Genomic DNA, 21,857 nt, shown 5'->3' on the forward strand with positions numbered 1-21,857 from the left:
GACCGCGAACGGGCCGCGCTGGCGCGCCAGCGCGCCGCCCCCCCCGCCGCCACCACGGGCTGGTGGGGCCGGCTGGGCTTCTGGCGTGGCGCCACCGGCGCGGCCACGCTGGCGGCGGTGCTGGGCGGCTGGGTGGCGGTGGGCGTGCAGCAGCAAGGCGATGCCCGCATCGCCCAGCTGCAGACCGAGCTGCAAACCCAGGTCGCCAGCCAGAAGCGCATCGAGTACGTGGCCGTGCTCTCCGACGCGCAGGGCCAGGCCCGGGGGCCGGAAATCCTCGTCACCTTCGACGCCCAGCACCAGCGCCTGACGCTGCAGCGCGTGGGCGGCTACCAGGAAGCGTCCGACAAGTCGCTGCAGCTCTGGGCCCTGCCACCCGACGGCAAGCCGCGTTCGCTCGGCGTGCTGGGCGAAGCGCCGCTGCTGCAACTGGCCACGGCGGCCGAAGCGGTGCAGGCGGTGCCGGCCCTGGCCATCAGCCTGGAACCCAAGGGTGGCGTGCCCGGCGAAGGCGGTCCCACCGGGCCGGTGCTGTTCAGCGGCAGCCTGATCCGCTCGCTCAACCTGTGAACGGCATCCACTTTTTTTCAGGTGGGGTGTATCCAAATCAGCGGCCGGTGCGTATAGCTTTTTAGGTAGTCGATACCGGCCGCCCATGCCCCCGGGCATTCCACCCTCCACCAGGAACGACCATGAACCTCAAAGCCCTCGCCACCATCGCCGCCACCGTGATCGCCACCGCCGCCCACGCCCAGGCCCCGGCCGAACAGAAGTGCGGCGCCGCCTCCTGCGGCAAAAAAGAGCAGCCGGCCAGCTGCTCCAAGAAAGAAGCCTCCTGCTCCAAAAAGGAAGCTTCTTGCAGCAAAAAAGAAGCCAGCTGCTCCAAGAAGTGAGCCCGGCGGGCGCGTGACCAACAGCCCCGAGGTGAACGCATGATCGGCGTGGGTTTTCGCAGCGAGATGCTGGACTGGAACCCCGCCGACGTGCGCGCCGACTTCTACGAGGTCGCGCCCGAAAACTGGGTGCGCCGCGACCGCGCGCCGCTGTACCGGCTGCGCGAGGCCGGCCACGGCCTCTGCCTGCACGGGGTGTCGCTCAACCTCGGGGGCCAAGCCCCAGTGCCCACAGGTTTTCTGCGCGACGTGCGCGCCCTGATGGACGACCTGGGCGCCGAGCACTACTCCGACCACTTGGCTGCCAGCGGCGACGCCCACCAGCTCTACGACCTGTTTCCCATCCCCTTCACCCAGGAGGAGGTGCTGCGCGTGAGCGACCGCATCCGCCAGGTGCAGGACCTGCTGGGCCGGCGCATCGCGGTGGAAAACACCACCTACTACACCAACATCGGCCCCCTGGCCGAGGCCGACTTCCTCATGCGTGTGGTGGAGCGGGCCGACTGCGGCATCCTGCTCGACCTCAACAACGTCACCGTCAACCACAAGAACCACGGCCTGACCGATCTGGACAATTTCCTGGCCCAAATCGACCTCGACCGCGTCAGCTACATACACGTGGCCGGGCACGAATTCGACGCCCGTTTCGGTCTCTACATCGACACCCACAGCGACCGGGTGGAACGCCCCACCGCCGAAGCCGCCGCCCGCGTCGCGCGCAGCCACGGCAAAGCCATCCTGCTGGAATGGGACAACGACTTCCCCAGCCAGGCCACCCTCAACGAGGAACTCGCGTGTCTGCAGGCTTTTACGACTACGTGAGGGGCCGCAGCGACGCCGTGCCCGCCGGTTACACCGAAGCCGGTCTGCGCGCCTACCGCTACCTGGTCTACTTGGGCGCCTCGCAGATGATCGCGTCGCACCACCCCGCCTTGCGCCAGGCGCTGGACGACGGGCAATGGCGCTTCCTGATCGAGGATTTCGTGCGCCAGTCGGCCTGGACCTCGAACTACTACGCCGACCTGGTCGGGGAATTCGAGGCCTACCTGGCCCGCGTCAGCGCCTGAGTCCCGGGCCGGGCTGGCCGGGCATGTGCGCGCTTTATGATGGTACATGCTCACCCTCGACCAAGCCCTTCCCTTTCTCGTGGCCGCGTTGCTGGTCACTGCCTCACCCGGACCGGACAACCTGATGGTGCTGGGCATGGGCATGTCGAAGGGGCGCTGGCAGGGCATTGCCTTCGGCCTGGGGTGTGCCGTGGGCTGCCTGAGCCACACGCTGCTGGCAGTGGTGGGGGTGAGCGCGGTGATCGCGGCCTCCCCCTGGGCCTTCACCGCCTTGCGGTGGGCCGGGGGCGCTTACCTGGTGTGGCTGGGCGTGCAGGCGCTGCGCAGCAGCGGGGGTGGCCCGGTGGCCGCCACCCTGCCGCGCCAAGCGCCGCACACCCTGTTCCTCAAAGGCATGCTGGCCAACGCCATCAACCCCAAGGTGGTGCTGTTCTTCCTGTCCTTCCTGCCGCAGTTCGTGGTGCAGGCACAGGGACAAGTGGGCTGGCAACTGGCGCAACTGGGCGGGCTGTTTACCTTGCAGGCGGCGCTGCTGTTCGGGCTGCTGGGCTATTTTGCCGGCGCCATCGGTGACTGGCTCAACCGCCGCCCCTGCGCCAGCCTGTGGCTGGACCGGGTGGCCGGCCTGGTGTTCGTCGGGCTGGGGCTCAAGCTCATCACCCAGCGCTGAACGCCGCTAACGCGTCAACCCGGCGTACAGCAAGGGCAGTTTTTCCGGCAGGCGCTCCACCCGGTCCAGCACCAGGTAATGGCACGCGCCGAAAATGTGGCCTACGTAGGGGTCGGCGCGCGGGTCCAGGCTCAGGCAAAAGGTCGTCACGCCGTGGCGGCCGGCGTCTTCCACCGCCTTTTTCGTGTCCTGCCGCAGGTGGTGCGGGTCGCACACGTCCACGTCGGCCGGTTCGCCGTCGGTGATGACCAGCAGCAGCTTCTTGCGGCTGCGCTGTGCCTTCAGCGCCGCGGTGGCGTGGCGAATAGCCGCACCCATGCGGGTGGAGAGTTGCCCCTCCATGCCAGCCAGGCGCGCCTTGGCCAGGTCGTCGTAGGGCTGGTCGAAGTCCTTGAAGCGCCAGTAGTGCACATCATGCCGGCCGTCGGAGCAGAAACCGTGCAAGGCAAACGGGTCGCCCACTTTTTGGATGGCATCGGCCAGCAGCGCGCAGGCCGAGCGGGTGAGGTCGAGCACCGTGTGGTCCTGGCCAGTCACCTTTTCGTTGGTCGAGTGGGACAGATCCAGCAAGACCAGCACGGAAATGTCGCGCGTCTTGCGCACGCTGCGCATCATGATGCGTGGGTCGGGCTGGCGGCCCATGCGCATCTCGATCACCGACGAGACCACGGCGTTCAGATCGATGTCGTCGCCATCCTCCAGTTTGCGGATGCGCTGCACGCCCTGCGGCTGCATCGCGTCCAGGATGAACTTCATGCGGCCGATCAGGCGACGGTGCTTGGCCAGGATGCCGTCGATCACCGCCGCGTCGCCGGCCTTGGGGCGGCGCTCCTGCACCGTGGCCCAGGCCGGTCGTTCGAGCTGGATCAGGTGGTCCCACTCGCCGTAGTGCACCGGCGGCAGCACCGGCTCGCGGCCTTCGCTCTCATTGAAGGACACGCCCAGGTCTTCGTAGGGAAACAGCTCGGTGCCCAGCACCCAGATTTCCTGCGCGTCGTCGCCGGCGCCTTCCACCTCCAGTTCGTTGACGAATGCCATGAGGTCCACCTGCTTGCGCACCTGCCGGGGCGGCGCGTCGCCGGCGGCCAGGCCGCGCTCGCAGTCGAAACCGTCAAAGGCCCAGAAGTAGCGGTTGTCGTCGCGGTAGGGGGCGGTCTGCCCGTCGGTGCGGGGCTGGAATACCGGGCCCTGCGTGAGTTCGCGGTAGCGGTGTGCGAGCTGCACACCGATTTCCCAGGACACCGTGTGATCGTGCGGGTCGGCCTGCAGGCGTGGCAGGGCCTCGGCCAGCAGGGAACGGCCCTGGGCGATCCAGGGGTGGGGGTCGTCGTAGCCGGGGTCGAGCAGCGCGCGCGCCAGGCGGTTGAGCCAGTCGCCCGCGGTCCTGTCCTGCGCGGCGCTGACGGTGTGCAGCTGCGCCCACAAAGGGCGCAGGCCGGGAAAGCGCGCCAGCGTCAGCGCTTCGACCCGCGCGTCCTCCACCAGGCCGATCAGCGCCATCTGCCAGGGGTTCAGAGACTCGGCGGAAATCGGCTGGCGGGTGAACACCATGTGGGCCGCGGCGTGTGCCGCGGCGGCGCGGTAGAGCTGCGTGGCGTCCACGGTGCCGGCGTTGCCGTCCACCGCGTCGTAGGCGTCCGGCAGGTGGATGAAGTGGTCCTCAATGAAGGGCCGAAGGCCCTCGCGGGATTCAAAGTCTCCCGCCGTGGATCGCATGTAAAAATCCCGGCCCCAGAGCGCGCGCAGGTACATGTTGATGCGCCGCTGCACGTCCACCAGCAGCGTGCCCTTGCGCTCCTGCTGCAGCATGGCCAGCGACTCTTTGGACTGCAGGCCGAAGTAGGCGATCTGTTCTTCGTAGTTCGTGCGGTGCGCCTGTGCGCCCCAGGTGGCCCAGCGCCTGAGGCCGCCCAGCGTGAGCTGGCCAAACAGGGCATCGAGCTGGCCCAACATGGGCCGCAGGCCACGCGGCGCCTGCGCCACCAGCGTGTTGAGGAACTGCAGGTACTGCAAAAAAAGTGCGCCATCGGCCAGGCGGCGCGCGGCCGTGGGCGCGGTGGCCAGCACCCTCTCGATCACCGCGCCCGAGGTCTTGGACGCGAGCAGGAGCGCGGCGGTGGCGAGTTCGCCCACCACGTCTTCGCCGATCTCCTGGGCCACCTGCGGCGCAGAGGCTATCCACGCGTTGACCAGTTCATCGCCCCGGCCCAGGCCGCGCAGCGCGGCCCCGCCTTTCACATAGTTGTCCAGCCCGCGGGCCGAAAACACCTTGGTGGCGTCCGGCCAGCTGCGTGTCAACAGCTCGCGCGAGGTCGGATCGAGCTGGTCGATCCACTCAGCGTGGTCGTGCAGGTGGACGCTCATGGCAAGGTCAGAAGAACGTCGAAACAGCGGCGTCGAGCGCGTCGCGCATGTCCGGGTCGTCGGTGATCGGGCGCACCAGGGCCACGCGACAGGCGGCCTGCGCAGCCACGCCCTGGGCGATGAGGCTGCCCGCGTAGATCAGCATGCGGGTGGAGATGCCTTCGTCCAGGCCATGGCCCTTGAGGTTGCGCGCGCGCCCGGCGATGCCGACCAGCTTGTCGGCCACGTTGGTTTTGACGCCGGTTTCGTGCGCCACGATCTCGGCCTCGATGCCGGGTTCGGGGTAGTTGAAATCGAGCGCACCGAAGCGCTGCTTGGTGGACGGCTTGAGGTCCTTCATCAGGCTCTGGTAGCCCGGGTTGTAGGAGATGACGATCTGGAAATCCGGGTGGGCCTGGATCAGTTCACCCTTCTTTTCCAGCGGCAGCACGCGGCGGTTGTCGGTCAGTGGGTGGATGACGACTGTGGTGTCCTGGCGCGCCTCGACCACCTCGTCGAGGTAGCAGATGGCGCCGTGCCGGGCGGCCATGGCCAGCGGGCCGTCCTGCCAGCGGGTGCCGTTGGCGTCGAGCAGGAAGCGGCCGACCAGGTCGGAGGCCGTCATGTCCTCGTTGCAGGCCACGGTGATCAGCGGCTTGCCGAGCTTCCAGGCCATGTGCTCGACGAAGCGGGTCTTGCCGCAGCCAGTGGGGCCCTTGAGCATCATGGGCATGCGCACCGAATACGCCGCCTCGAACAGCTCGACCTCGTCGGCGACGGGGCGGTAGTAGGGCCGCGCGGCGATGCGGTAGGTGTCCAGTGTGGCACTCATGGGGGCCCCTGCCGTTCAGACCGTCTTGCCGCGGTAAATGACCATCGACGCGCCCTGCGACTGGCTGAAGTTGTCGTAGCCGATCAGGCGCACGTGGTTGTCGGGGTTGGCCTTGTGGCAAGCCTCGGCCTCGGCCAGGATGCGGTCGGTGTCGGTTTCGCCGAACATCGGCAGCTTCCACATGTACCAATACGAGTCCATCAGGTACTGCGGCTCGGTGTGCTCGATGGCCGGGTTCCAGCCCCGGCCCACGATGTACGCCACCTGCTTGCGGATCTCGCCGGCACTCATCGCCGGCAGGTAGGAAAAGGTCTCGAACTTGCGGCTGGCCGGGTCGGAGAGGCGGCTGTGGTAGTCCTGCATGGTCATGGTGTTTCCTTGGTGAAATGGGGGGGAGGCTCACTGGTGCACCAGGTCGAGCTTGTCCACGGTGTCGAACTCGAACTTGATCTCTTTCCAGGTCTCCATGGCGATCCGGAGTTCGGGCGAATGCTGGGCGGCCTCGGTCAGCACGGCCTTGCCGTCTTTTTCCACCGCCACGCCTTCGTTGCGGGCCTTCACGCAGGCCTCCAGCGCCACGCGGTTGGCCGCGGCACCGGCGGCGTTGCCCCAGGGGTGGCCTAGCGTGCCACCGCCGAACTGCAACACCGAGTCGTCGCCGAAGATGTTGACCAGCGCCGGCATGTGCCAGACGTGGATGCCGCCCGAGGCCACCGGCATCACGCCGGGCATGGAGCCGAAATCCTGGTCGAAGAAGATGCCGCGGCTGCGGTCCTCGGCGATGAAGCGGTCGCGCATGATGTCGATCCAGCCCAGGGTGGAGGCGCGGTCGCCTTCGAGCTTGCCCACCACGGTGCCGGAGTGCAGGTGGTCGCCGCCCGAGAGGCGCAGCACCTTGGTCAGCACGCGGAAGTGGATGCCGTGGTGCGGGTTGCGGTCGAGCACCGCGTGCATGGCGCGGTGGATGTGCAGCAGCATGCCGTTGTCGCGGCACCAGTTGGCCAGACCGGTGTTGGCGCACAGACCGCCGGTCAGGTAGTCGTGCATGATGATCGGCGCGCCCAGTTCCTTCGCGTATTCGGCGCGCTTGTACATCTCTTCGGGCGTGGGCGCGGTCACGTTCAGGTAGTGGCCTTTGCGTTCACCGGTTTCGCGCTCGGCCTTGTGGATGGCCTCCATCACGAAGTCGAAGCGCTGGCGCCAGCGCATGAAGGGCTGGCTGTTGACGTTTTCGTCGTCTTTGGTGAAGTCCAGGCCGCCGCGCAGGCATTCGTACACCGCGCGACCGTAGTTCTTGCCCGACAGGCCCAGCTTGGGCTTGATGGTGCAGCCCAGCAGCGGCCGGCCGTATTTGTTCATGATGTCGCGCTCGACCTGGATGCCGTGGGGCGGGCCGCCGCAGGTCTTGACGTAGGCGATCGGGAATCGCACATCCTCCAGGCGCAGGGCGCGCAGGGCCTTGAAGCCGAACACGTTACCCACCAGCGAGGTCAGCACGTTGACCACCGAGCCCTCTTCGAACAGGTCGATCGGGTAGGCCACGAAGGCGTAGAAACAGGTGTCGTCGCCCGGCACGTCCTCGATGCGGTAGGCGCGGCCCTTGTAGTAGTCCAGGTCGGTCAGCAGGTCGGTCCAGACCGTGGTCCAGGTGCCGGTGGACGACTCGGCGGCCACGGCGGCGGCCACCTCCTCGCGGTCCACGCCCGGTTGCGGTGTGATTTTGAAACACGCGAGGATGTCGGTGTCCTTGGTGGTGTAGTGGGGTTCCCAATACGTGCTGCGGTATTCCTTCACACCGGCGTGGTAGGTCTTGGTGGCCATGGCTGCTCCTCGTTGGGGGTTCGTGAATCGGTCGGTTGGCGCCGTGCCCCGTGGGGTATGCACCGAACTGGAACCGATTGTGGGAGCGCGCTTGAATAAGTAAAAGTAAAATGTTTTTACTGTTTTCTTTTACTTTAATAAAACAAATACTGGCCATGCACCTGCGCCACGCAACCTTGCACCAACTGCGCATCTTCGGGGCCGTGGCCCGCCACGGCAGTTTTGCCCGCGCCGCCGAAGCGCTGCACCTGTCACCGCCCACGCTGTCGCTGCAGGTCAAGCAACTGGCCGGCACGGTGGGGCAGCCGCTGTTCGAGCAGCTGGGTAAAAAGATCTACCTCACCGCCGCCGGCCAGGCGCTGGCCGAGGCCTGCCAGGACGTGGAGCAGCGCCTTGAACGCCTGTCACAAGACCTGGCCGCCCTGCGCGGCGTGGAAAAAGGCAGCCTGCGGGTGGCCATCCTGACCACGGTCAAGTACACCGTGCCCAAGCTGCTGGGCAGCTTCTGCGTGGCCCACCCCGGCATCGAGGTGGCGATGCAGGTCGGCAACCGCGAAAACCTGCTGCAGCGCCTGGCCGGCAACCAGGACGACCTCTACATCATGGGCCAGCCGCCGGAGCACATGGACGTGGTCTGCGAGCCCTTTGCCGACAACCCGCTGGTGCTGGTGGCCCCGCCCGGGCACCCGCTGGTGGGGCAGACCGCCATCCCGCCGCAACGGCTGGCCGGGGAGCCTTTCGTGGTGCGCGAACCCGGCTCCGGCACCCGGCTGACCTCGGAACGGTTTTTTGCCAGCCACGCCGTCCACCCCAGCACCCGGCTCGAGGTCAGCAGCCACGAAGCCATCAAGCAGACGGTGGCCGGTGGCCTGGGGCTGGCGGTGGTCTCGGCCTCCACCGTGGTGGCCGAACTTGCCCTGGGCGAGTTGGTGCAGCTCGACGTGCAGGGCTTCCCGCTGGTGCGCCACTGGTACGTGGTCTACCCCCGCGGCAAGCGCCTGTCAGCGGCGGCGCAGGCCTTCAAGGCCTGGTTGTACGATCACCGTGCGGCGCCGGCAGCACCGTCCCGCCCGGTGACCACAGCGCGGCGTCCAGGCCGCCGCCGTCCGCCGACGGCAGGCGGCGGATGAGGACCTGGTCGATCCGCCGCCCCTCCAGGGCCAGCACTTCGAAGGCCCAACCCGCCACCTCCACCGTGTCGCCCTGGGCCAGCAAGGTGCCGGCCACCGTCTGCATCAGGCCGGCGACGGTGTTGTAGCGGTCCTTGTCCTCGTCCGGCAGGGCGTCGATGTCCAGGCGCGCCTTCAGTTCGTGCGCGGGCATGGCGCCGTCCACCCGCCAGGAGCCGTCGGCCTGCGGCGTGGCCCAGGCGTCCTGCGGCGTTTCCGGCGACAACTCGCCGGTGATGGCTTCGAGCAGATCGAGTGGGGTCAGCATGCCCTGCACCTCGCCGTACTCGTCCACCACGAACACCAGCCGGGTCGCGTGGGCGCGGAACTGCTCCAGCATCTCCATGCCACTCAGGGTTTCGGGCACGAACACCGCGGGCTGGGCCTGGCGCGGCCAAGACTCGGCCTGACCCTCGTCCTGCAACTGCATCAGGCGCGGCACGTGGATCACGCCCACCACCTCGTCCAGACCGCCGCGGCACACCGGGTACCACGAATGGCCGCTGGCCCAGGCCTTGCTCAGGGCGGCGTCCAGCGTGTCGGACACGTCCAGCCATTGCACATCCGAACGCGGCAGCATGATGCTGGTCAGCGGCCGGTCGTCCAGCAAAAACACGTTGCGCACCATGCGGTGCTCGTGCGCCTCGATGATGCCGGCGCCCACGCCCTCCTCCAGGCTGGCGTTGATCTCTTCCTCGGTCACGTGCTGCACCGCGTTGTTGTCGATGCGCATGAGCTTGAGCACCCCCTGCGTCGTCACCGACAGCAGCATCACGAAGGGCTTGGCACCCTGGGCCACCCCGGCCATCGGGCGCGACACCCAGCGCGCCACCGTCTCGGGGTACATCTGGCCGATGCGCTTGGGCACCAGTTCGCCGAACACGATGGTGACGAAGGTGATGACCGTGACCACCAGCGCGGTGGCGCTGACGCTGGCCGTGGTGTCCGACACGCCCCAGGTCCCCAGCCAGGCGGCCACACCGTCGCTGAAGGCGGCCTCGCCGACGATGCCGTTGAGCATGCCGATGGAGGTGATGCCCACCTGCACCGAAGACAGGAACTGGGTCGGGTTGTCCAGCAGCTTCAAGGCCGCCGCGGCGCCCTTGTCGCCGCTTTCGGCCATGGCGTTGAGCCGCGCCTTGCGGCTGCCGGCCAGGGCCAGCTCCGACATGGCGAAAGCGCCGTTGAGCAGGGTGAGAAAGACGATGAGCAGGATATCCATAATACGTGGATGGCACTTTACTTGATTGGCGACATCCAGGGCTGCGACGGCCCCTTGCAGCGCCTGTTGGACACGATCGGCTTCTCGCCCAGCCGCGACACCCTGGTGGTGTTGGGCGACTTGGTCAACCGGGGGCCTGACTCCCTGGCCGTCCTGCGCCGGCTCATGGCCCTGGGCACCTCCGCCCACTGCCTGCTGGGCAACCACGACCTGCACCTGCTGGCCGTGGCCCAGAGCGTGCGCCCGGCACACCGCTCCGACACGCTCGACGGCATCCTGGCCGCGCCCGACCGCGGTGCGCTGCTGGACTGGGTGCGCCAACGCCCGCTGGCCCTGCAGGTGCGCGGCTGGCTGCTGGTGCACGCCGGCGTGCTGCCGCAGTGGAGCACCGAACAGACCCTGACCCTGGCCGACGAAGTCTCACGCTTGCTGCGCAGCGCCGAAGGCCCCGACTGGCTGCGCAGCATGTACGGCAACCAGCCCGACCGCTGGGACGACGGCCTGCACGGCCCGGACCGCTGGCGCGTGGTGGTCAACGCCCTCACCCGCCTGCGCTTTTGCAACGCCGACGGGGTGATGGAGTTCGCCACCAAGGACAGCGCCGGCGCCGCACCGCCCGGCTTCATGCCCTGGTTCGAGGTGCCTGGCCGGCGCACCGCCGACACCCCCGTGGCTTTTGGCCACTGGTCCACCCTCGGTTTGCTCCAGCGCGACCGGCTGCTGGCCCTGGACACCGGCTGCGTCTGGGGCGGCTGCCTGAGCGCGGCCCGGCTGCGCAAACCCGGCAGCCGGCACGCCTCGGGGGCGCTGGACATCGTGCAAGTGCCCTGCCCCCAGGCGCAACGGCCCGGCGGCTGAAACCCACGCTCAACCGACCGATTCCGGCTCCGGCGGAGGGGCGGCCTTGAACAGGGCCGCGGTTTTCTTGCGGGGTTTGATGAACGGCGACAAACCGCGCACGGCCGCGGGCTTGGCGTTCGCCTCCCAGGCCGGTTGGATGCCGGTCGGGGCGGTGGGTTCGTAGGGCTTGTCAAAGAACGGGTCCACCGGCGCCGCGGACCGGACCGGCCGCGCCGGACGCTCACGCCGCACCTCGTCACGCGAACGCTCATCGTGCCAGTGGCGCTGGCCGTCGTTCAGGCGACCGGTGGGGCCGCCGAAGCGGCGCCGGTCGGCTTCCAGTTCGATCGACTCGACCTCGGCCTTTTTGCCGATGAGCTTTTCGATGTCGGCCAGGTTGCGCGCGTCCTTGCCGCTGACGAAAGACACCGCCAGCCCCGAGGCGCCCGCGCGGCCGGTGCGGCCGATGCGGTGCACGTAGTCTTCGGCGTTGAACGGGATGTCCAGGTTGAACACCGCCGGCACGTCCTTGATGTCCAGGCCCCGGGCGGCCACGTCGGTGCAGATCAGCAACTCGACCTCACCCTTCTTGAACGCTTCCAACGCCTTGAGGCGTTCGTCCTGGCTCTTGTCGCCGTGCAAGGCGGCGGCGTTGAGGCCGTCGCGCTCCAGCGCGCGCGCCATGCGGGCACAGCCCAGCTTGCTGTTGAGGAACACGAAAGCCTGCTTGATGCCCTTTTCGCGCAGGATCTGCTTGAGCGCCTGGCGCTTGTCGTCCTCTTCCACCCGGTAAAAGCGCTGCTCGATGGTGGACGCCGTGGCGTTGGAGCGGGCCACCTCGATGGTGACCGGGTCTTGGAGGTAGCTGGACGCCAAGCGCTTGATCTCGGGCGAGAAAGTGGCCGAGAACAGCAGCGTGGTGCGCTGCTTGGGCAGGTAGCTCAGGATGCGCTGCAGGTCGGGCAGGAAACCGATGTCGAGCATGCGGTCGGCCTCGTCCAGCACCACGTACTCGACCTGGTTGAGCACGCAGTTTTTGGCCTCGATGTGGTCCAGCAGGCGACCGGGCGTGGCCACCAGCACCTCCACCCCCTTTTTCAGCTCCAGGGTCTGCGGCTTCATGTCCATGCCGCCGAACACCACCGTGCTGCGTAGCTGGGTGTGCTTGGCGTAGAGCGCAATCTGCTGCGCCACCTGGTCGGCCAGTTCGCGCGTGGGCAACAGCACCAAAGCACGCACCGGGTGCCGCGCCGGCGAGGTGGAGGCGTTTTCGTGCTTGAGCATGCGCTGCAGCAGCGGCAGCGAGAAGGCGGCGGTCTTGCCGGTGCCGGTCTGGGCCGCGCCCATCACGTCGCGGCCCTGCAACACCACGGGAATGGCCTGGGCCTGGATCGGCGTCATCGCCGCAAAACCCATTTCGGTGATGGCGCGCTGCAACGGCTCGGCCAGGGACAGTTCAGAGAAAGCTTGTGTCATGTAGCCGGATATTGTCGCACCTTGGCGTGAAAAGCACAGAAAAACGCCTGGCGGTCGGCCGCCAGGCGTTGCATGCACACCGAATTTCGGGGCCGCTCAAGCGTGCAGCGGGGCCGGATCGCTGGTCGGCCGGCCCTGGAAATCGGTCCAGCAACGGCGGGAAAAGTCGTACAGCTTGCACTTGCGCGCGGTGTCGAAGTACCAGCGCCAGCTGAAGTTCTGAATGATGATGCGGCCGGGCAACTTGTCTTCCAGCAGCTTCTGCGCCTGCTTGAGCTTGTACAGCGGCACGCTCATGTCCACGTGGTGGGCGGTGTGCTCCATGATGTGGTGCACCAGCGCGCCGATGCGCAGCGGGAAGATCAGGTGCACGGTGGTGGACACGAAAGGCGCGGCCTTGGCCCAGGCGGCCTTGTTGTCGTGCCACTGCGAACGCACGTGGGTGTGGTGCACGTACACCACGAAACCGATCATGCAGTTCCAGATGAAGAAGGGCAGCAGCACCGCCGTCAGCACCAGGGTCCAGGCGCTCTGGCCGGTGAACTGGGCCGCGGCCAGCACCACCCCCAGCCACAGCAGGCCAAAGGCCGCGGCCAGCAGGCTGTCGAGGGTGAAAATGGCACGGCGCGTGGGCATGTGGCTGGCGCTGGGGAAGAACTCCCGTTTCCACCAGATCTCGATCATGTAATAGAAGCCCGGGCCCCAGCCGCTGCGGTACAGGCGCTGCATGAAGCGCTGCAAGGGGCTGAGCGCCTGGAATTCGGTCGCCGTCAGCGGCTCCCACACAAAATCCACGCCCTTGAGGTTGGTGTAGCCGTGGTGGACCACGTTGTGCCCCACGTCCCACAAGCTGTAGGGCGTGAGCGAGGGCAGGAAGGCGATGCGACCCAGCCATTTGTTGAGCTGGCGGTGCTCGGTCAGGCTTTGGTGGCAGGCGTCGTGGCCGATGATGAACAAGCGGCCGATGACAAAACCGGCGGCCAATCCGCACAGCACCTTGAGCCACAGCGCCTCGGCAAGCACCGCCCCGGTCACCAGCGCGCCCCAGAGCGCGTAATCGATGGCCAGCAAGGCAAAGGCACGCCAGGTCTGGCGCTGCACGATGGGCACCAGCCAGCCGCGGATCACCTTGCGGTGCGGCATCGGAGCGTCCGGGGGAATGGGGGTGGAATCGAAAACGGCGGGCTGAACGGCGGCGCGTTCGGTCGAAGAAATGTCGGAGGGGGACATGGCAATACCCAAAAACCACCGGCCCACGACGGGCGGCCGGCCAATCAAACTGGGCTGGATGGTAACGGCGTCGGCATACCCCGGCATTGACCCAGGTCAAGACCAGGGGAGAAACTCCCTCTTTGCCAGACCCGCGGCTGCGGGCTATAATCTTCGGCTTTGCTGGCATCATCCACAAACCACAAGGAATACAAATCATGGCAACCAAGCCGAAGAAAAAGAATCCCCGCCTGGCGTCTGGCCGCAAACGCGCCCGCCAGGACGTCAAACTGAACGCCGCCAACAGCTCGCTGCGTTCCAAGTACCGCACCGCCGTCAAGAACGTGGAAAAGGCCGTCGTCGCTGGCGACAAGTCCAAAGCCACCGAACTGTTTGCCAAAATGCAGGCTGTGGTCGACACCATCGCCGACAAGGGCATCTTCCACAAGAACAAGGCCGCTCGCGACAAGAGCCGCCTGTCCGCCAAGGTCAAGGCCCTGGCCGTCGCAGCCTAAGCTGCCACCCAAGCCCGGGCCCGGGCATCGCCCAGGCCCGCCGTTTGTACCGGGTGCGCTGCCAGCAAAACCGGCCTCACGGCCAAGAAAAAACCCACCGAGCAATCGGTGGGTTTTTTCTTGGGCATCTGGAAAGCAGGGCTTCAGCGCGTCGACGGATCTGGGATCAGGCAGGCCTCGGCCACCTGCAGGTCGTTGTCGCGGGCGAAGTTCATGACGAAGTCCCAGGCCATCACGTCGTAGTCGCGCAGGGCGCGGTTGACCACCACGCACTTGATGCCATTGAGCACCTGCGGGATGCACCAGGGCGAATAGCTCAGGTGCGCCCCCGGCGTTTTGCCCGCCGGGTGGAACTGGGCCATCACACCGGCCAGGCGCTCGGCCCAGTCGCTGGGTCGAAAGGTCTTGCCCGCGTGGGTGATGCCCTGGATGAAGACTTCTTTGGCGTTGGGAGAGACCATCTGGTGGAGGCCCTGGGTGGGGGTGAAATGCACAGGCCTGGAGGATCGCTCCGGCCCGCGACGGCTCAACAACTATTGTATCTTATATAAGACTTGAGGCTGGTATTTACCCTAGCATACCGCAGCACAGCGGCCGTCACCAACCCGGCCCAGCACTGGGCCTAAAATGTGCGCTCAACGGCCCGACTCGCGTTGGGCCGCCGTTTTTTGGCCCTGTCTCAGGATTCGTTTTTTCGGGAACCTCCCATGCCCCACACCGCCACTCCGGTTGAACCCCACGTCATGACCACCTACGGCCGCGTGCCGATCGCGCTGTCGCATGGCCGAGGCAGCCGCGTCTGGGACGTGAACGGCAAGTCCTACCTGGACGCCCTGGGCGGCATTGCGGTCAACACCCTGGGCCATGCCCACCCCAAGCTGGTGCCGGCGCTGCAGGATCAGATCGCCAAGATGATCCACATCAGCAACTACTACTACAACCCGGCCACCGAAGAACTGGCCCGCATGCTGGTGGAACGCTCGGGCATGAGCAACGTGTTCTTCTGCTCGACCGGGCTGGAGGCGAACGAGGCCGCGCTGAAGCTGGCACGCAAGTTCGGGCACGACAAGGGCATCGCCAAGCCCGAGATCGTGGTCTACGAAAAGGCCTTCCACGGCCGCTCCATCGCCACGCTCAGCGCCACCGGCAACCCCAAGGTGCAGGCCGGCTTCGGCCCGCTGGTCGAAGGCTTCATCCGCGTACCGGTCAACGACATCGAAGCCATCCGCAAGGCCACGGCCGGCAACCCCAATGTGGTGGCGGTGTTCTTTGAAGCCATCCAGGGCGAAGGCGGCGTCAACCCCATGACGCCCGACTACATGCAGCAGGTGCGCGCGCTGTGCGACGCCAACGACTGGCTGCTGATGATCGACGAGGTGCAGTGCGGCATGGGCCGCACCGGCAAGTGGTTCGCACACCAATGGGCCGGCATCACCCCCGACGTGATGCCGCTGGCCAAGGGCCTGGGCTCGGGCGTGCCGATCGGCGCGGTGGTGGCCGGCCCCAAGGCCGCGCACATCTTCGCGCCGGGCAACCACGGCACCACCTTCGGCGGCAACCCGCTGGCGGTGCGCGCGGGGCTGGAAACCATCCGCATCATGGAAGAAGACGGCCTGTTGGCCAACGCCGCCCAAGTGGGCCTGCACCTGCAGACCGCGCTGGTGACGCAGCTGATGCACGTGCCCGGCGTGAAAGAGGTGCGCGGCAAGGGTCTGATGATCGGCGTGGAACTCGACCGCCCCTGCGGTGTGCTGGTGCAGCGCTGTGCCGACGCCGGCCTGCTGCTGAGCGTGACCGCCGACAGCGTGGTGCGCATGGTGCCGCCGCTGATCCTCACCACGGCCGAAGCCGACGAAATCGCCGCCACCCTGGTCCCGCTGATCAAGGCCTTCCTGGCCGAACAGGCCTGAGCCCCTGCCCGCCATGCACGCCTCCATCACCCCGCCGGTGCCGGTTCAGCACTACCTGCAGTTCAAAGACCTGACGGCCGACGATTACGCCTACCTGCTGCAACGCGCCTGGCTGATCAAAACCAAGTTCAAGACCTACCAGAAGCACCACACGCTGACCGACCGCACCCTGGCCATGATCTTCGAGAAGGCCAGCACCCGCACCCGCGTCAGCTTCGAGGCCGGCATGTACCAGCTCGGCGGCAACGTGGTGCACCTGACCACGGGCGACAGCCAGTTGGGCCGCTCCGAGCCGATCGAAGACAGCGCGCGCGTCATCAGCCGCATGACCGACATCGTCATGATCCGCACCTTTGGGCAGGAGAAGATCGAACGCTTCGCCGCGCATTCGCGCGTGCCCGTCATCAACGGCCTGACCAACGAATTCCACCCCTGTCAGATCCTGGCCGACCTGTTCACCTGGTTGGAACACCGTGGGCAGCGCCCTAACGGCACGCTGGACGTGAATGCGCTCAAGGGGATCACCGTGGCCTGGGTGGGCGACGGCAACAACATGGCCAACACCTGGCTGCAGGCGGCCGAGATCCTGGGCTTCAAGGTGCACGTGAGCACCCCCAGCGGCTACGAGGTGAACCCGGCCGTGGCCGGCGTGAGCTGCCCGGACTGCTGGCAGGTGTTCAGCGACCCGATGGCCGCCTGCCGCGGCGCCGACCTGGTGACCACCGACGTGTGGACCAGCATGGGCTACGAGGCCGAGAACGAGGCCCGCATGAAGGCTTTCGCCGCCTGGTGCGTGACGCCCGCCATGATGGCCGAGGCCCAGCCCGACGCCCTGTTCATGCACTGCCTGCCCGCCCACCGCGGCGAGGAAGTCACCGCCGACGTGATCGACGGCCCGCAGAGCGTGGTCTGGGACGAGGCCGAAAACCGCATGCACGTGCAGAAGGCCCTGATGGAGTACCTGCTGCTGGGCCGGCTGTAAACCGGCCAACGCCATGAGTGCCTGCCAGAGCTGCGGCGCCTGCTGCGCCAACTTCCGTGTGGATTTTTCGATTTACGAACTCGACACCGAAGGCGGCCAGGTGCCTTCCGGTCTGACGGTGGAAGTCAACGGCAACACCTGCCGCATGCGCGGTACCGACCACGTGCCCATCCGCTGCGCGGCCCTCACCGGCCAGCTCGGCACACGCGTGGGTTGCGGCATTTACGAATGGCGCCCCTCGCCCTGCCGGGAATTCGACGAGGGCAGCGACGCCTGCGACCGCGCCCGGGCGCGGCACGGTTTGCCGCCGGTGGCAGGCCTGCAGGTGGGCTGACTCGGACGCCACCCACCGACATGCCCGCCTCCCAGTCCTCCCCCCTCTTCGACGCGATCGTCGTCGGCGCCGGTGCCGCCGGCCTGTTCTGCGCCGGTGTGGCCGGCCAACGCGGCCTGCGGGTGCTGCTGATCGACCACTCGCCCAAGGTGGCCGAGAAAATCCGCATCTCGGGTGGCGGCCGTGCCAATTTCACCAACCGCGACCTGGACCCGCGCCAACCGCACAAACACTACCTGGGCAACAACCCGCATTTCTGCCGCTCGGCCCTGTCGCGCTACACCCCGACCGATTTCACCGAACTGCTGCAGCGCCACGGCGTGCCCTTCCACGAGAAACACAAGGGCCAGCTGTTCTGCGACCGTTCGGCGCAAGACCTGATCGACGTGCTGCTGCGGGAATGCGACGCCGGTGGTGTGACCCGCTGGCAGCCCTGCGGCGTGCACGGCGTGGCGTTTTCCGACGCCGAGCCGGCCGCACGCTACACCCTGCAGACCGACCGGGGCACGGTGAGCGGCCACTCGCTCGTGGTGGCCACCGGTGGCCTGTCCATCCCCAAGATCGGCGCCACCGATTTCGGCTTCCGCCTGGCGCGCCAGTTCGGCCTGAAGGTGGTGGAGCCGCGCCCAGCCTTGGTGCCGCTGACCTTCGACCCGCAGGCCTGGGCACCGTTCGCCGACCTGTCTGGCCTGGCGCTGCCGGTGCGCATCGAAACCGGCGAGAAAAAACAGCGCCAGGCCTTCGACGAAGACCTGCTCTTCACCCACCGCGGCCTCAGCGGCCCCGGCGTGCTGCAGATTTCCAGCTACTGGCAACCGGGCACCGCGCTGCGCATCGACCTGCACCCCGACGCCGCGCTGGAGCCGCTGCTGCAAGACGCCAAGGCCCGCTCGCGCAAATTGCTGCCCAACGAACTGGCGCACCTGCTGCCCAGCCGCCTGGCCGACACCTGGACCGCCCCCCGTGCCGACTGGCAACGCCCGGTCAACGAAACACCGGACAAGGCGCTGGCGCAGTTGGCCGACAGCCTGCACCGCTGGACGCTCACCCCCACCGGCACCGAAGGCTACGCCAAGGCGGAAGTGACGGCTGGCGGGGTGGACACCAAACAACTGTCGTCACAGACGATGGCATCGACGCAGCCCGGGCTGCACTTCATTGGAGAGGTGGTGGACGTGACCGGCTGGCTCGGCGGCTACAACTTCCAGTGGGCCTGGGCCAGCGGCTTTGCCTGCGCCCAGGCGCTGGCCCAAGCCCCGGCCTGAACCACGCAACCCGCCGCCGGCCCGCGCCCGCGCCGGGCCCCGGTCAAGCACCGGCCGGGTGGCCCAGCGCCGCCTCCAACCGCTCGCACAGGGTGCGCAGCACCTCGATGCGCGCCCACAACTTGTCGTCCGACGCCACCACGTGCCACGGCGCCACCTGGGTCGAGGTGCGGTCGATCATGTCGCCCACCGCCGGTTCGTACTGCGGCCACTTGTCGCGGTTGCGCCAGTCCTCGTCGGTGATCTTGTAGTGCTTGTGCGGCGTGTCCTGGCGCTCCTGGAAGCGGCGCAGCTGCTCCCCGGGCGTGATGGCCAGCCAGAACTTGACGATGACCACACCGGCCTCGGTCAGTTCTTCTTCGTACTCGTTGATCTCGCCGTAGGCACGGCCCCAGTCGGCCTCGCTGCAAAAGCCCTCCACCCGCTCCACCAGCACGCGACCGTACCAGGAGCGGTCGAACACCACCGCCCGGCCGTGGCGCGGGATGTAGCGCCAAAAGCGCCACAGGTAAGGCTGGGCACGCTCGTTCTCGTTCGGCGCGGCCACCGGCACCACGCGGTAAAAACGCGCGTCCAGCGCCTGGGTGATGCGCCGGATGGTGCTGCCCTTGCCGGCAGCGTCCATGCCCTCAAACACCACCACCAGGGCGCGGTCCTGCATGCGCGGGTTACGGCTGAGCAGGTTCAGGCGACCCTGCAGGGTTTCCAGTTCGTCCTCGTAGTGCTTGCGCGACAGGCGCCGGGTGTAGTCCTGCGCCGCCAGCAGGCTGCGGCGGTCGATCGGCACGTCCAGCGGCGCGCTCAGGGGCGGCCGGTGCGGCTTGCGCCGGTCCACCGGCTGCTCGAAGTGCTGCTCCAGCACCCGCAGCAGGTGGCGCCCGGCGGTCAGGTAGCGGTAGTTGGCGTCGCCGCCCTCGACGACCAGCCACGGCGCTTCGCCCAGGCTGGTCTTGCGCAAGGCCTCGTCGCTGGCGCGGATGAAATCGTCGTACTGCTTCAGGTCCTCTTTTTCCTGAGGCGTCACGCGCCAGGCCGTTTTCGGGTCAGCCTCCAGCTCCTTCATGCGCGCCTTGGCCGCCTTTTTGGACAGGTGGAACCAGAACTTCACCAGCACCACGCCTTCGGCCGCCAGCATGCGCTCGAACTGGCGGATGCGTTCCAGCCGGTGCACGAAACGGTCGTGCGCATCGTGCTCGCGCGTGAGGGCCACAATGGGGTCGGTGTACCAGGAACCGAACAAAATGCCGATGTGCCCCTTGGGCGGCAACACGTTCCAGAAACGCCACATCTCCGGGTGCTTGCGCTCGGCTTCGGTCATCGGACCAAACGCTTCGGTGCGGATATGGCGCGGGTCCATCCATTCGTTGAGCACGTTCACGGTCTCGCCGCGGCCGGCACCGTCCACCCCGTTGACCAGAATCACCACCGCCGTCCGGGCCTCGTGCAGCAGGCGGTACTGGGCTTCGAGCAAGGCCGCGCGCAGCACCGGGGCCTCGCGCTTGAAGGTTTTTTTGTCGATCTGGTGGCCAATTTCGGCGGATTCAAACATGCGCACATCTCCTGCGTCCCGGCGGTGCTGCCACTGTAGCGGCAAAAACCCCTGGGCAACACCCCAAGACCGGTCTATAATGCTTGACTTTGCTGGCAAACCCCCGTCGGCCGTGATCACCTTGAAGACGGGGAAAACTTGCCGCGGCGCGGTTTTGGGGCCCGATCTTCCCTGGACACCGACGCGGCGCAAACTGGAAACCATTAGCTAATGACCACCATCCGCGTTAAAGACAACGAACCGTTCGACGTCGCTCTGCGCCGCTTCAAGCGCACCATCGAAAAACTGGGCCTGCTCAACGACCTGCGCGCCCGCGAGTTCTACGAAAAGCCGACCGCCGAGCGCAAGCGCAAGAAAGCCGCTGCCGTCAAGCGCCACTACAAGCGTGTGCGCTCCATGCAGCTGCCCAAGCGCCTGTACTGAGTCCCGGCGGCCCTGGCTGCCCACTCGTACCCAAGCCCGCTCGAGGACGCTCAGGCGGGCTTTTTCTTTGCTGCTTTCGCCCCCACCCGGAGCCCCGACCATGTCCCTGAAAACCCAGATCACCGACGACATGAAGGCCGCCATGCGCGCCAAGGAAACCACCCGCCTCGGCACCATTCGCCTGCTGCTGGCCGCCATCAAGCAAAAAGAGGTGGACGAACGCATCGAACTGGACGACGTCGGTGTGGTGGCCGTGGTGGACAAGCTGCTCAAGCAGCGCAAGGACTCGATCGCCGCCTTCGAGCAGGCCGGTCGCACCGACCTGGCCGATGTGGAAAAGGCCGAGGCCGTGGTGCTGCAAGCCTACCTGCCGGCCCGCCTGAGCGCCGAGGAAGTGCTGGCCGCGGTGCAGGCCATCGTCGCCGGACTCGCGGCCGAACTGGGCCGCGCGCCCGCCGCCGCCGACATGGGCAAGGTGATGGGCGCGGCCAAGGCCCAGTTGGCGGGCAAGGCCGACATGGGCCAGGTGTCGGCCGCCGTCAAAGCCGCCCTGGCCGGCTGAGGCCCGCAGCGTGGACGCCTGCGCCCCCATCGGCGTGTTCGACTCGGGCGTCGGCGGCCTGTCGGTGCTGCGCGAAATCCGCACGCTGCTGCCGGGCGAAACCCTGCACTACGTGGCCGATTCGGGCCACGCGCCCTATGGCGACAAAACCCCGGCCTACGTGCAGGCCCGGGCCGAAGCCCTGGTGCAGGCCTTGCTGGCCCAGGGCTGCAAGGCCGTGGTGGTGGCCTGCAACACGGTCACCGGCCTGTCCATCCGCCCCCTGCGCGAACGCTTTCCCGACACGCCCATCGTCGCCATCGAACCGGCCGTCAAACCCGCGGCGGCGCGCACGCGCAGCGGCGTGGTGGGCGTGCTGGCCACCCAGAACACGGTGCGCAGCCCGGGCCTGGCCCGACTGATCAGCGAACACGCGCAGGGCGTGCGCGTGCTGCCGCAGGCCTGCCCCGGCTGGGTGGAGCGGGTGGAACGCGGCGACATGGGCAGCCCCGAAACCGAAGCGGCGGTGCAGGCCCACGTGGCCCCGCTGTTGCAACAGGGGGCCGACACGCTGGTGCTGGGCTGCACCCACTACCCCTTCCTGCGCGGCGCCATCGAACGGGTGGCGGGCCCTGGGGTGGCGGTGCTGGACCCGGCAGCGGCCGTGGCGCGCGAGCTGGCGCGGCGGCTGGACGCGCTCGGCCTGCGCTGCCCGGCCACGCACGGCGAGACCCATTTTTGGAGCAGCGGCGACCTGGACCGCGCGCGCCAGGTCATGGGCCTGCTGTGGGGGCAG

The 21,857-nt window shown here is 67.5% G+C and carries 24 protein-coding genes; 15 read left to right on the forward strand and 9 right to left on the reverse strand.

Annotated elements, in window-relative coordinates; genetic code table 11:
• The 5 genes from CON77_RS01090 to CON77_RS01110 all read left to right on the forward strand — a co-directional run.
• Nucleotides 1-570 (forward strand): anti-sigma factor (locus CON77_RS01090; RefSeq protein ID WP_101046972.1); only part of this gene is annotated, 570 nt, incomplete at its 5' end.
• A 122-nt stretch (nt 571-692) separates the two neighbouring features.
• The gene (locus CON77_RS01095) at nt 693-893 is read left to right on the forward strand and encodes a hypothetical protein (RefSeq protein WP_101046974.1); all 201 of its coding nucleotides are present in this window, start codon (nt 693-695) and stop codon (nt 891-893) included.
• A gap of 39 nt (nt 894-932) precedes the next feature.
• Nucleotides 933-1,715, forward strand: coding sequence for an MbnB/TglH/ChrH family RiPP precursor modification enzyme (locus tag CON77_RS01100; RefSeq protein ID WP_101046976.1), 783 nt, complete (start codon nt 933-935; stop codon nt 1,713-1,715).
• A complete protein-coding gene (locus CON77_RS01105) occupies nt 1,688-1,960 on the forward strand; it encodes an HvfC/BufC family peptide modification chaperone (protein WP_101046978.1) in 273 nt (90 codons plus the stop codon). The genes CON77_RS01100 and CON77_RS01105 overlap by 28 nt, the downstream gene beginning before the upstream one ends.
• A 46-nt stretch (nt 1,961-2,006) precedes the next feature.
• On the forward strand, nt 2,007-2,630 hold the full coding sequence (locus tag CON77_RS01110; RefSeq protein WP_101046980.1) for a LysE family translocator: 624 nt from the start codon (nt 2,007-2,009) through the stop codon (nt 2,628-2,630).
• Nucleotides 2,631-2,636: 6 nt separating this feature from the next.
• On the opposite strand, the gene CON77_RS01115 is transcribed toward CON77_RS01110, so the two are convergent.
• Genes CON77_RS01115 through CON77_RS01130 form a run of 4 tightly spaced genes read right to left on the reverse strand, consistent with a single transcriptional unit; the run spans nt 2,637 to nt 7,626 of the window.
• Nucleotides 2,637-4,994: a nitric oxide reductase activation protein NorD gene (locus tag CON77_RS01115; protein ID WP_101046982.1), complete on the reverse strand. Its 2,358-nt coding sequence runs from the start codon at nt 4,992-4,994 to the stop codon at nt 2,637-2,639.
• 7 nt (nt 4,995-5,001) lie between these two features.
• A complete protein-coding gene (locus CON77_RS01120) occupies nt 5,002-5,805 on the reverse strand; it encodes a CbbQ/NirQ/NorQ/GpvN family protein (protein WP_101046984.1) in 804 nt (267 codons plus the stop codon).
• A 15-nt stretch (nt 5,806-5,820) separates the two neighbouring features.
• Nucleotides 5,821-6,174: a ribulose bisphosphate carboxylase small subunit gene (locus tag CON77_RS01125; protein ID WP_101046986.1), complete on the reverse strand. Its 354-nt coding sequence runs from the start codon at nt 6,172-6,174 to the stop codon at nt 5,821-5,823.
• Between the two features lie 30 nt (nt 6,175-6,204).
• On the reverse strand, nt 6,205-7,626 hold the full coding sequence (locus CON77_RS01130; RefSeq protein WP_101046988.1) for a form I ribulose bisphosphate carboxylase large subunit: 1,422 nt from the start codon (nt 7,624-7,626) through the stop codon (nt 6,205-6,207).
• Nucleotides 7,627-7,781: 155 nt separating this feature from the next.
• On the opposite strand from CON77_RS01130, the gene CON77_RS01135 reads away from it, so the two are divergent.
• Nucleotides 7,782-8,756 (forward strand): LysR family transcriptional regulator, encoded by a 975-nt coding sequence (locus CON77_RS01135; RefSeq protein WP_101046990.1) that lies wholly within the window; start codon nt 7,782-7,784, stop codon nt 8,754-8,756.
• On the opposite strand, the gene CON77_RS01140 is transcribed toward CON77_RS01135, so the two are convergent.
• Nucleotides 8,647-10,017 (reverse strand): hemolysin family protein, encoded by a 1,371-nt coding sequence (locus CON77_RS01140; RefSeq protein ID WP_101046992.1) that lies wholly within the window; start codon nt 10,015-10,017, stop codon nt 8,647-8,649. The two genes, CON77_RS01135 and CON77_RS01140, sit on opposite strands and share 110 nt — an antisense overlap.
• A gap of 9 nt (nt 10,018-10,026) precedes the next feature.
• On the opposite strand from CON77_RS01140, the gene CON77_RS01145 reads away from it, so the two are divergent.
• On the forward strand, nt 10,027-10,875 hold the full coding sequence (locus CON77_RS01145) for a symmetrical bis(5'-nucleosyl)-tetraphosphatase (protein WP_101046994.1): 849 nt from the start codon (nt 10,027-10,029) through the stop codon (nt 10,873-10,875).
• A 9-nt stretch (nt 10,876-10,884) separates the two neighbouring features.
• On the opposite strand, the gene CON77_RS01150 is transcribed toward CON77_RS01145, so the two are convergent.
• Together CON77_RS01150 and CON77_RS01155 are read right to left on the reverse strand one after the other, a co-directional pair.
• Nucleotides 10,885-12,333 carry a DEAD/DEAH box helicase gene (locus CON77_RS01150; RefSeq protein ID WP_101046996.1) on the reverse strand — a complete coding sequence of 483 codons (1,449 nt, stop codon included), beginning with the start codon at nt 12,331-12,333 and terminating at the stop codon, nt 10,885-10,887.
• Between the two features lie 96 nt (nt 12,334-12,429).
• Nucleotides 12,430-13,476: a fatty acid desaturase gene (locus CON77_RS01155; RefSeq protein WP_101046998.1), complete on the reverse strand. Its 1,047-nt coding sequence runs from the start codon at nt 13,474-13,476 to the stop codon at nt 12,430-12,432.
• Between the two features lie 281 nt (nt 13,477-13,757).
• On the opposite strand from CON77_RS01155, the gene rpsT reads away from it, so the two are divergent.
• The gene (gene rpsT, locus CON77_RS01160; RefSeq protein WP_101047014.1) at nt 13,758-14,057 is read left to right on the forward strand and encodes a 30S ribosomal protein S20; all 300 of its coding nucleotides are present in this window, start codon (nt 13,758-13,760) and stop codon (nt 14,055-14,057) included.
• Nucleotides 14,058-14,200: 143 nt separating this feature from the next.
• On the opposite strand, the gene CON77_RS01165 is transcribed toward rpsT, so the two are convergent.
• On the reverse strand, nt 14,201-14,518 hold the full coding sequence (locus tag CON77_RS01165) for a DUF3579 domain-containing protein (protein WP_101047016.1): 318 nt from the start codon (nt 14,516-14,518) through the stop codon (nt 14,201-14,203).
• 246 nt (nt 14,519-14,764) lie between these two features.
• Here CON77_RS01165 and CON77_RS01170 point away from each other — a divergent pair, with 246 nt between their 5' ends.
• Genes CON77_RS01170 through CON77_RS01185 form a run of 4 tightly spaced genes read left to right on the forward strand, consistent with a single transcriptional unit; the run spans nt 14,765 to nt 18,548 of the window.
• On the forward strand, nt 14,765-15,967 hold the full coding sequence (locus CON77_RS01170) for an aspartate aminotransferase family protein (RefSeq protein ID WP_101047000.1): 1,203 nt from the start codon (nt 14,765-14,767) through the stop codon (nt 15,965-15,967).
• 13 nt (nt 15,968-15,980) lie between these two features.
• Entirely contained in the window at nt 15,981-16,949 is a 969-nt protein-coding gene (gene argF / locus CON77_RS01175) for an ornithine carbamoyltransferase (RefSeq protein ID WP_101047002.1), read from the forward strand.
• Nucleotides 16,950-16,962: 13 nt separating this feature from the next.
• Nucleotides 16,963-17,283 (forward strand): YkgJ family cysteine cluster protein, encoded by a 321-nt coding sequence (locus tag CON77_RS01180; protein WP_101047004.1) that lies wholly within the window; start codon nt 16,963-16,965, stop codon nt 17,281-17,283.
• Nucleotides 17,284-17,303: 20 nt separating this feature from the next.
• Nucleotides 17,304-18,548 (forward strand): BaiN/RdsA family NAD(P)/FAD-dependent oxidoreductase, encoded by a 1,245-nt coding sequence (locus CON77_RS01185; protein WP_101047006.1) that lies wholly within the window; start codon nt 17,304-17,306, stop codon nt 18,546-18,548.
• 43 nt (nt 18,549-18,591) lie between these two features.
• Here CON77_RS01185 and pap read toward each other — a convergent pair whose 3' ends face one another.
• Entirely contained in the window at nt 18,592-20,097 is a 1,506-nt protein-coding gene (gene pap, locus CON77_RS01190; protein ID WP_101047018.1) for a polyphosphate:AMP phosphotransferase, read from the reverse strand.
• Nucleotides 20,098-20,307: 210 nt separating this feature from the next.
• On the opposite strand from pap, the gene rpsU reads away from it, so the two are divergent.
• From rpsU to murI, 3 genes are all read left to right on the forward strand, one after another.
• A complete protein-coding gene (rpsU, locus tag CON77_RS01195; RefSeq protein WP_101047008.1) occupies nt 20,308-20,520 on the forward strand; it encodes a 30S ribosomal protein S21 in 213 nt (70 codons plus the stop codon).
• A gap of 100 nt (nt 20,521-20,620) precedes the next feature.
• Entirely contained in the window at nt 20,621-21,082 is a 462-nt protein-coding gene (locus tag CON77_RS01200; RefSeq protein WP_101047010.1) for a GatB/YqeY domain-containing protein, read from the forward strand.
• Between the two features lie 10 nt (nt 21,083-21,092).
• Nucleotides 21,093-21,857: glutamate racemase (gene murI, locus CON77_RS01205; protein ID WP_101047012.1), on the forward strand; the 765-nt coding region annotated here is incomplete at its 3' end.

The sequence above is a fragment of the Macromonas nakdongensis genome, assembly GCF_002837145.1.
In the GTDB taxonomy this organism is placed as follows: domain Bacteria; phylum Pseudomonadota; class Gammaproteobacteria; order Burkholderiales; family Burkholderiaceae_C; genus Macromonas_B; species Macromonas_B nakdongensis.

Bases quoted from the DNA above. Each gene is read 5' to 3' on its own strand.
- CON77_RS01095 (WP_101046974.1), top strand. From the start codon at position 693: ATGAACCTCAAAGCCCTCGCCACCATCGCCGCCACCGTGATCGCCACC.
- CON77_RS01100 (WP_101046976.1), top strand. From the start codon at position 933: ATGATCGGCGTGGGTTTTCGCAGCGAGATGCTGGACTGGAACCCCGCC.
- CON77_RS01110 (WP_101046980.1), top strand. From the start codon at position 2,007: ATGCTCACCCTCGACCAAGCCCTTCCCTTTCTCGTGGCCGCGTTGCTG.
- CON77_RS01115 (WP_101046982.1), bottom strand. From the start codon at position 4,994: ATGAGCGTCCACCTGCACGACCACGCTGAGTGGATCGACCAGCTCGAT.
- CON77_RS01120 (WP_101046984.1), bottom strand. From the start codon at position 5,805: ATGAGTGCCACACTGGACACCTACCGCATCGCCGCGCGGCCCTACTAC.
- CON77_RS01125 (WP_101046986.1), bottom strand. From the start codon at position 6,174: ATGACCATGCAGGACTACCACAGCCGCCTCTCCGACCCGGCCAGCCGC.
- CON77_RS01130 (WP_101046988.1), bottom strand. From the start codon at position 7,626: ATGGCCACCAAGACCTACCACGCCGGTGTGAAGGAATACCGCAGCACG.
- CON77_RS01135 (WP_101046990.1), top strand. From the start codon at position 7,782: ATGCACCTGCGCCACGCAACCTTGCACCAACTGCGCATCTTCGGGGCC.
- CON77_RS01140 (WP_101046992.1), bottom strand. From the start codon at position 10,017: ATGGATATCCTGCTCATCGTCTTTCTCACCCTGCTCAACGGCGCTTTC.
- CON77_RS01145 (WP_101046994.1), top strand. From the start codon at position 10,027: ATGGCACTTTACTTGATTGGCGACATCCAGGGCTGCGACGGCCCCTTG.
- CON77_RS01150 (WP_101046996.1), bottom strand. From the start codon at position 12,333: ATGACACAAGCTTTCTCTGAACTGTCCCTGGCCGAGCCGTTGCAGCGC.
- CON77_RS01155 (WP_101046998.1), bottom strand. From the start codon at position 13,476: ATGCCGCACCGCAAGGTGATCCGCGGCTGGCTGGTGCCCATCGTGCAG.
- CON77_RS01165 (WP_101047016.1), bottom strand. From the start codon at position 14,518: ATGGTCTCTCCCAACGCCAAAGAAGTCTTCATCCAGGGCATCACCCAC.
- CON77_RS01170 (WP_101047000.1), top strand. From the start codon at position 14,765: ATGCCCCACACCGCCACTCCGGTTGAACCCCACGTCATGACCACCTAC.
- argF (WP_101047002.1), top strand. From the start codon at position 15,981: ATGCACGCCTCCATCACCCCGCCGGTGCCGGTTCAGCACTACCTGCAG.
- CON77_RS01180 (WP_101047004.1), top strand. From the start codon at position 16,963: ATGAGTGCCTGCCAGAGCTGCGGCGCCTGCTGCGCCAACTTCCGTGTG.
- CON77_RS01185 (WP_101047006.1), top strand. From the start codon at position 17,304: ATGCCCGCCTCCCAGTCCTCCCCCCTCTTCGACGCGATCGTCGTCGGC.
- pap (WP_101047018.1), bottom strand. From the start codon at position 20,097: ATGTTTGAATCCGCCGAAATTGGCCACCAGATCGACAAAAAAACCTTC.
- rpsU (WP_101047008.1), top strand. From the start codon at position 20,308: ATGACCACCATCCGCGTTAAAGACAACGAACCGTTCGACGTCGCTCTG.
- CON77_RS01200 (WP_101047010.1), top strand. From the start codon at position 20,621: ATGTCCCTGAAAACCCAGATCACCGACGACATGAAGGCCGCCATGCGC.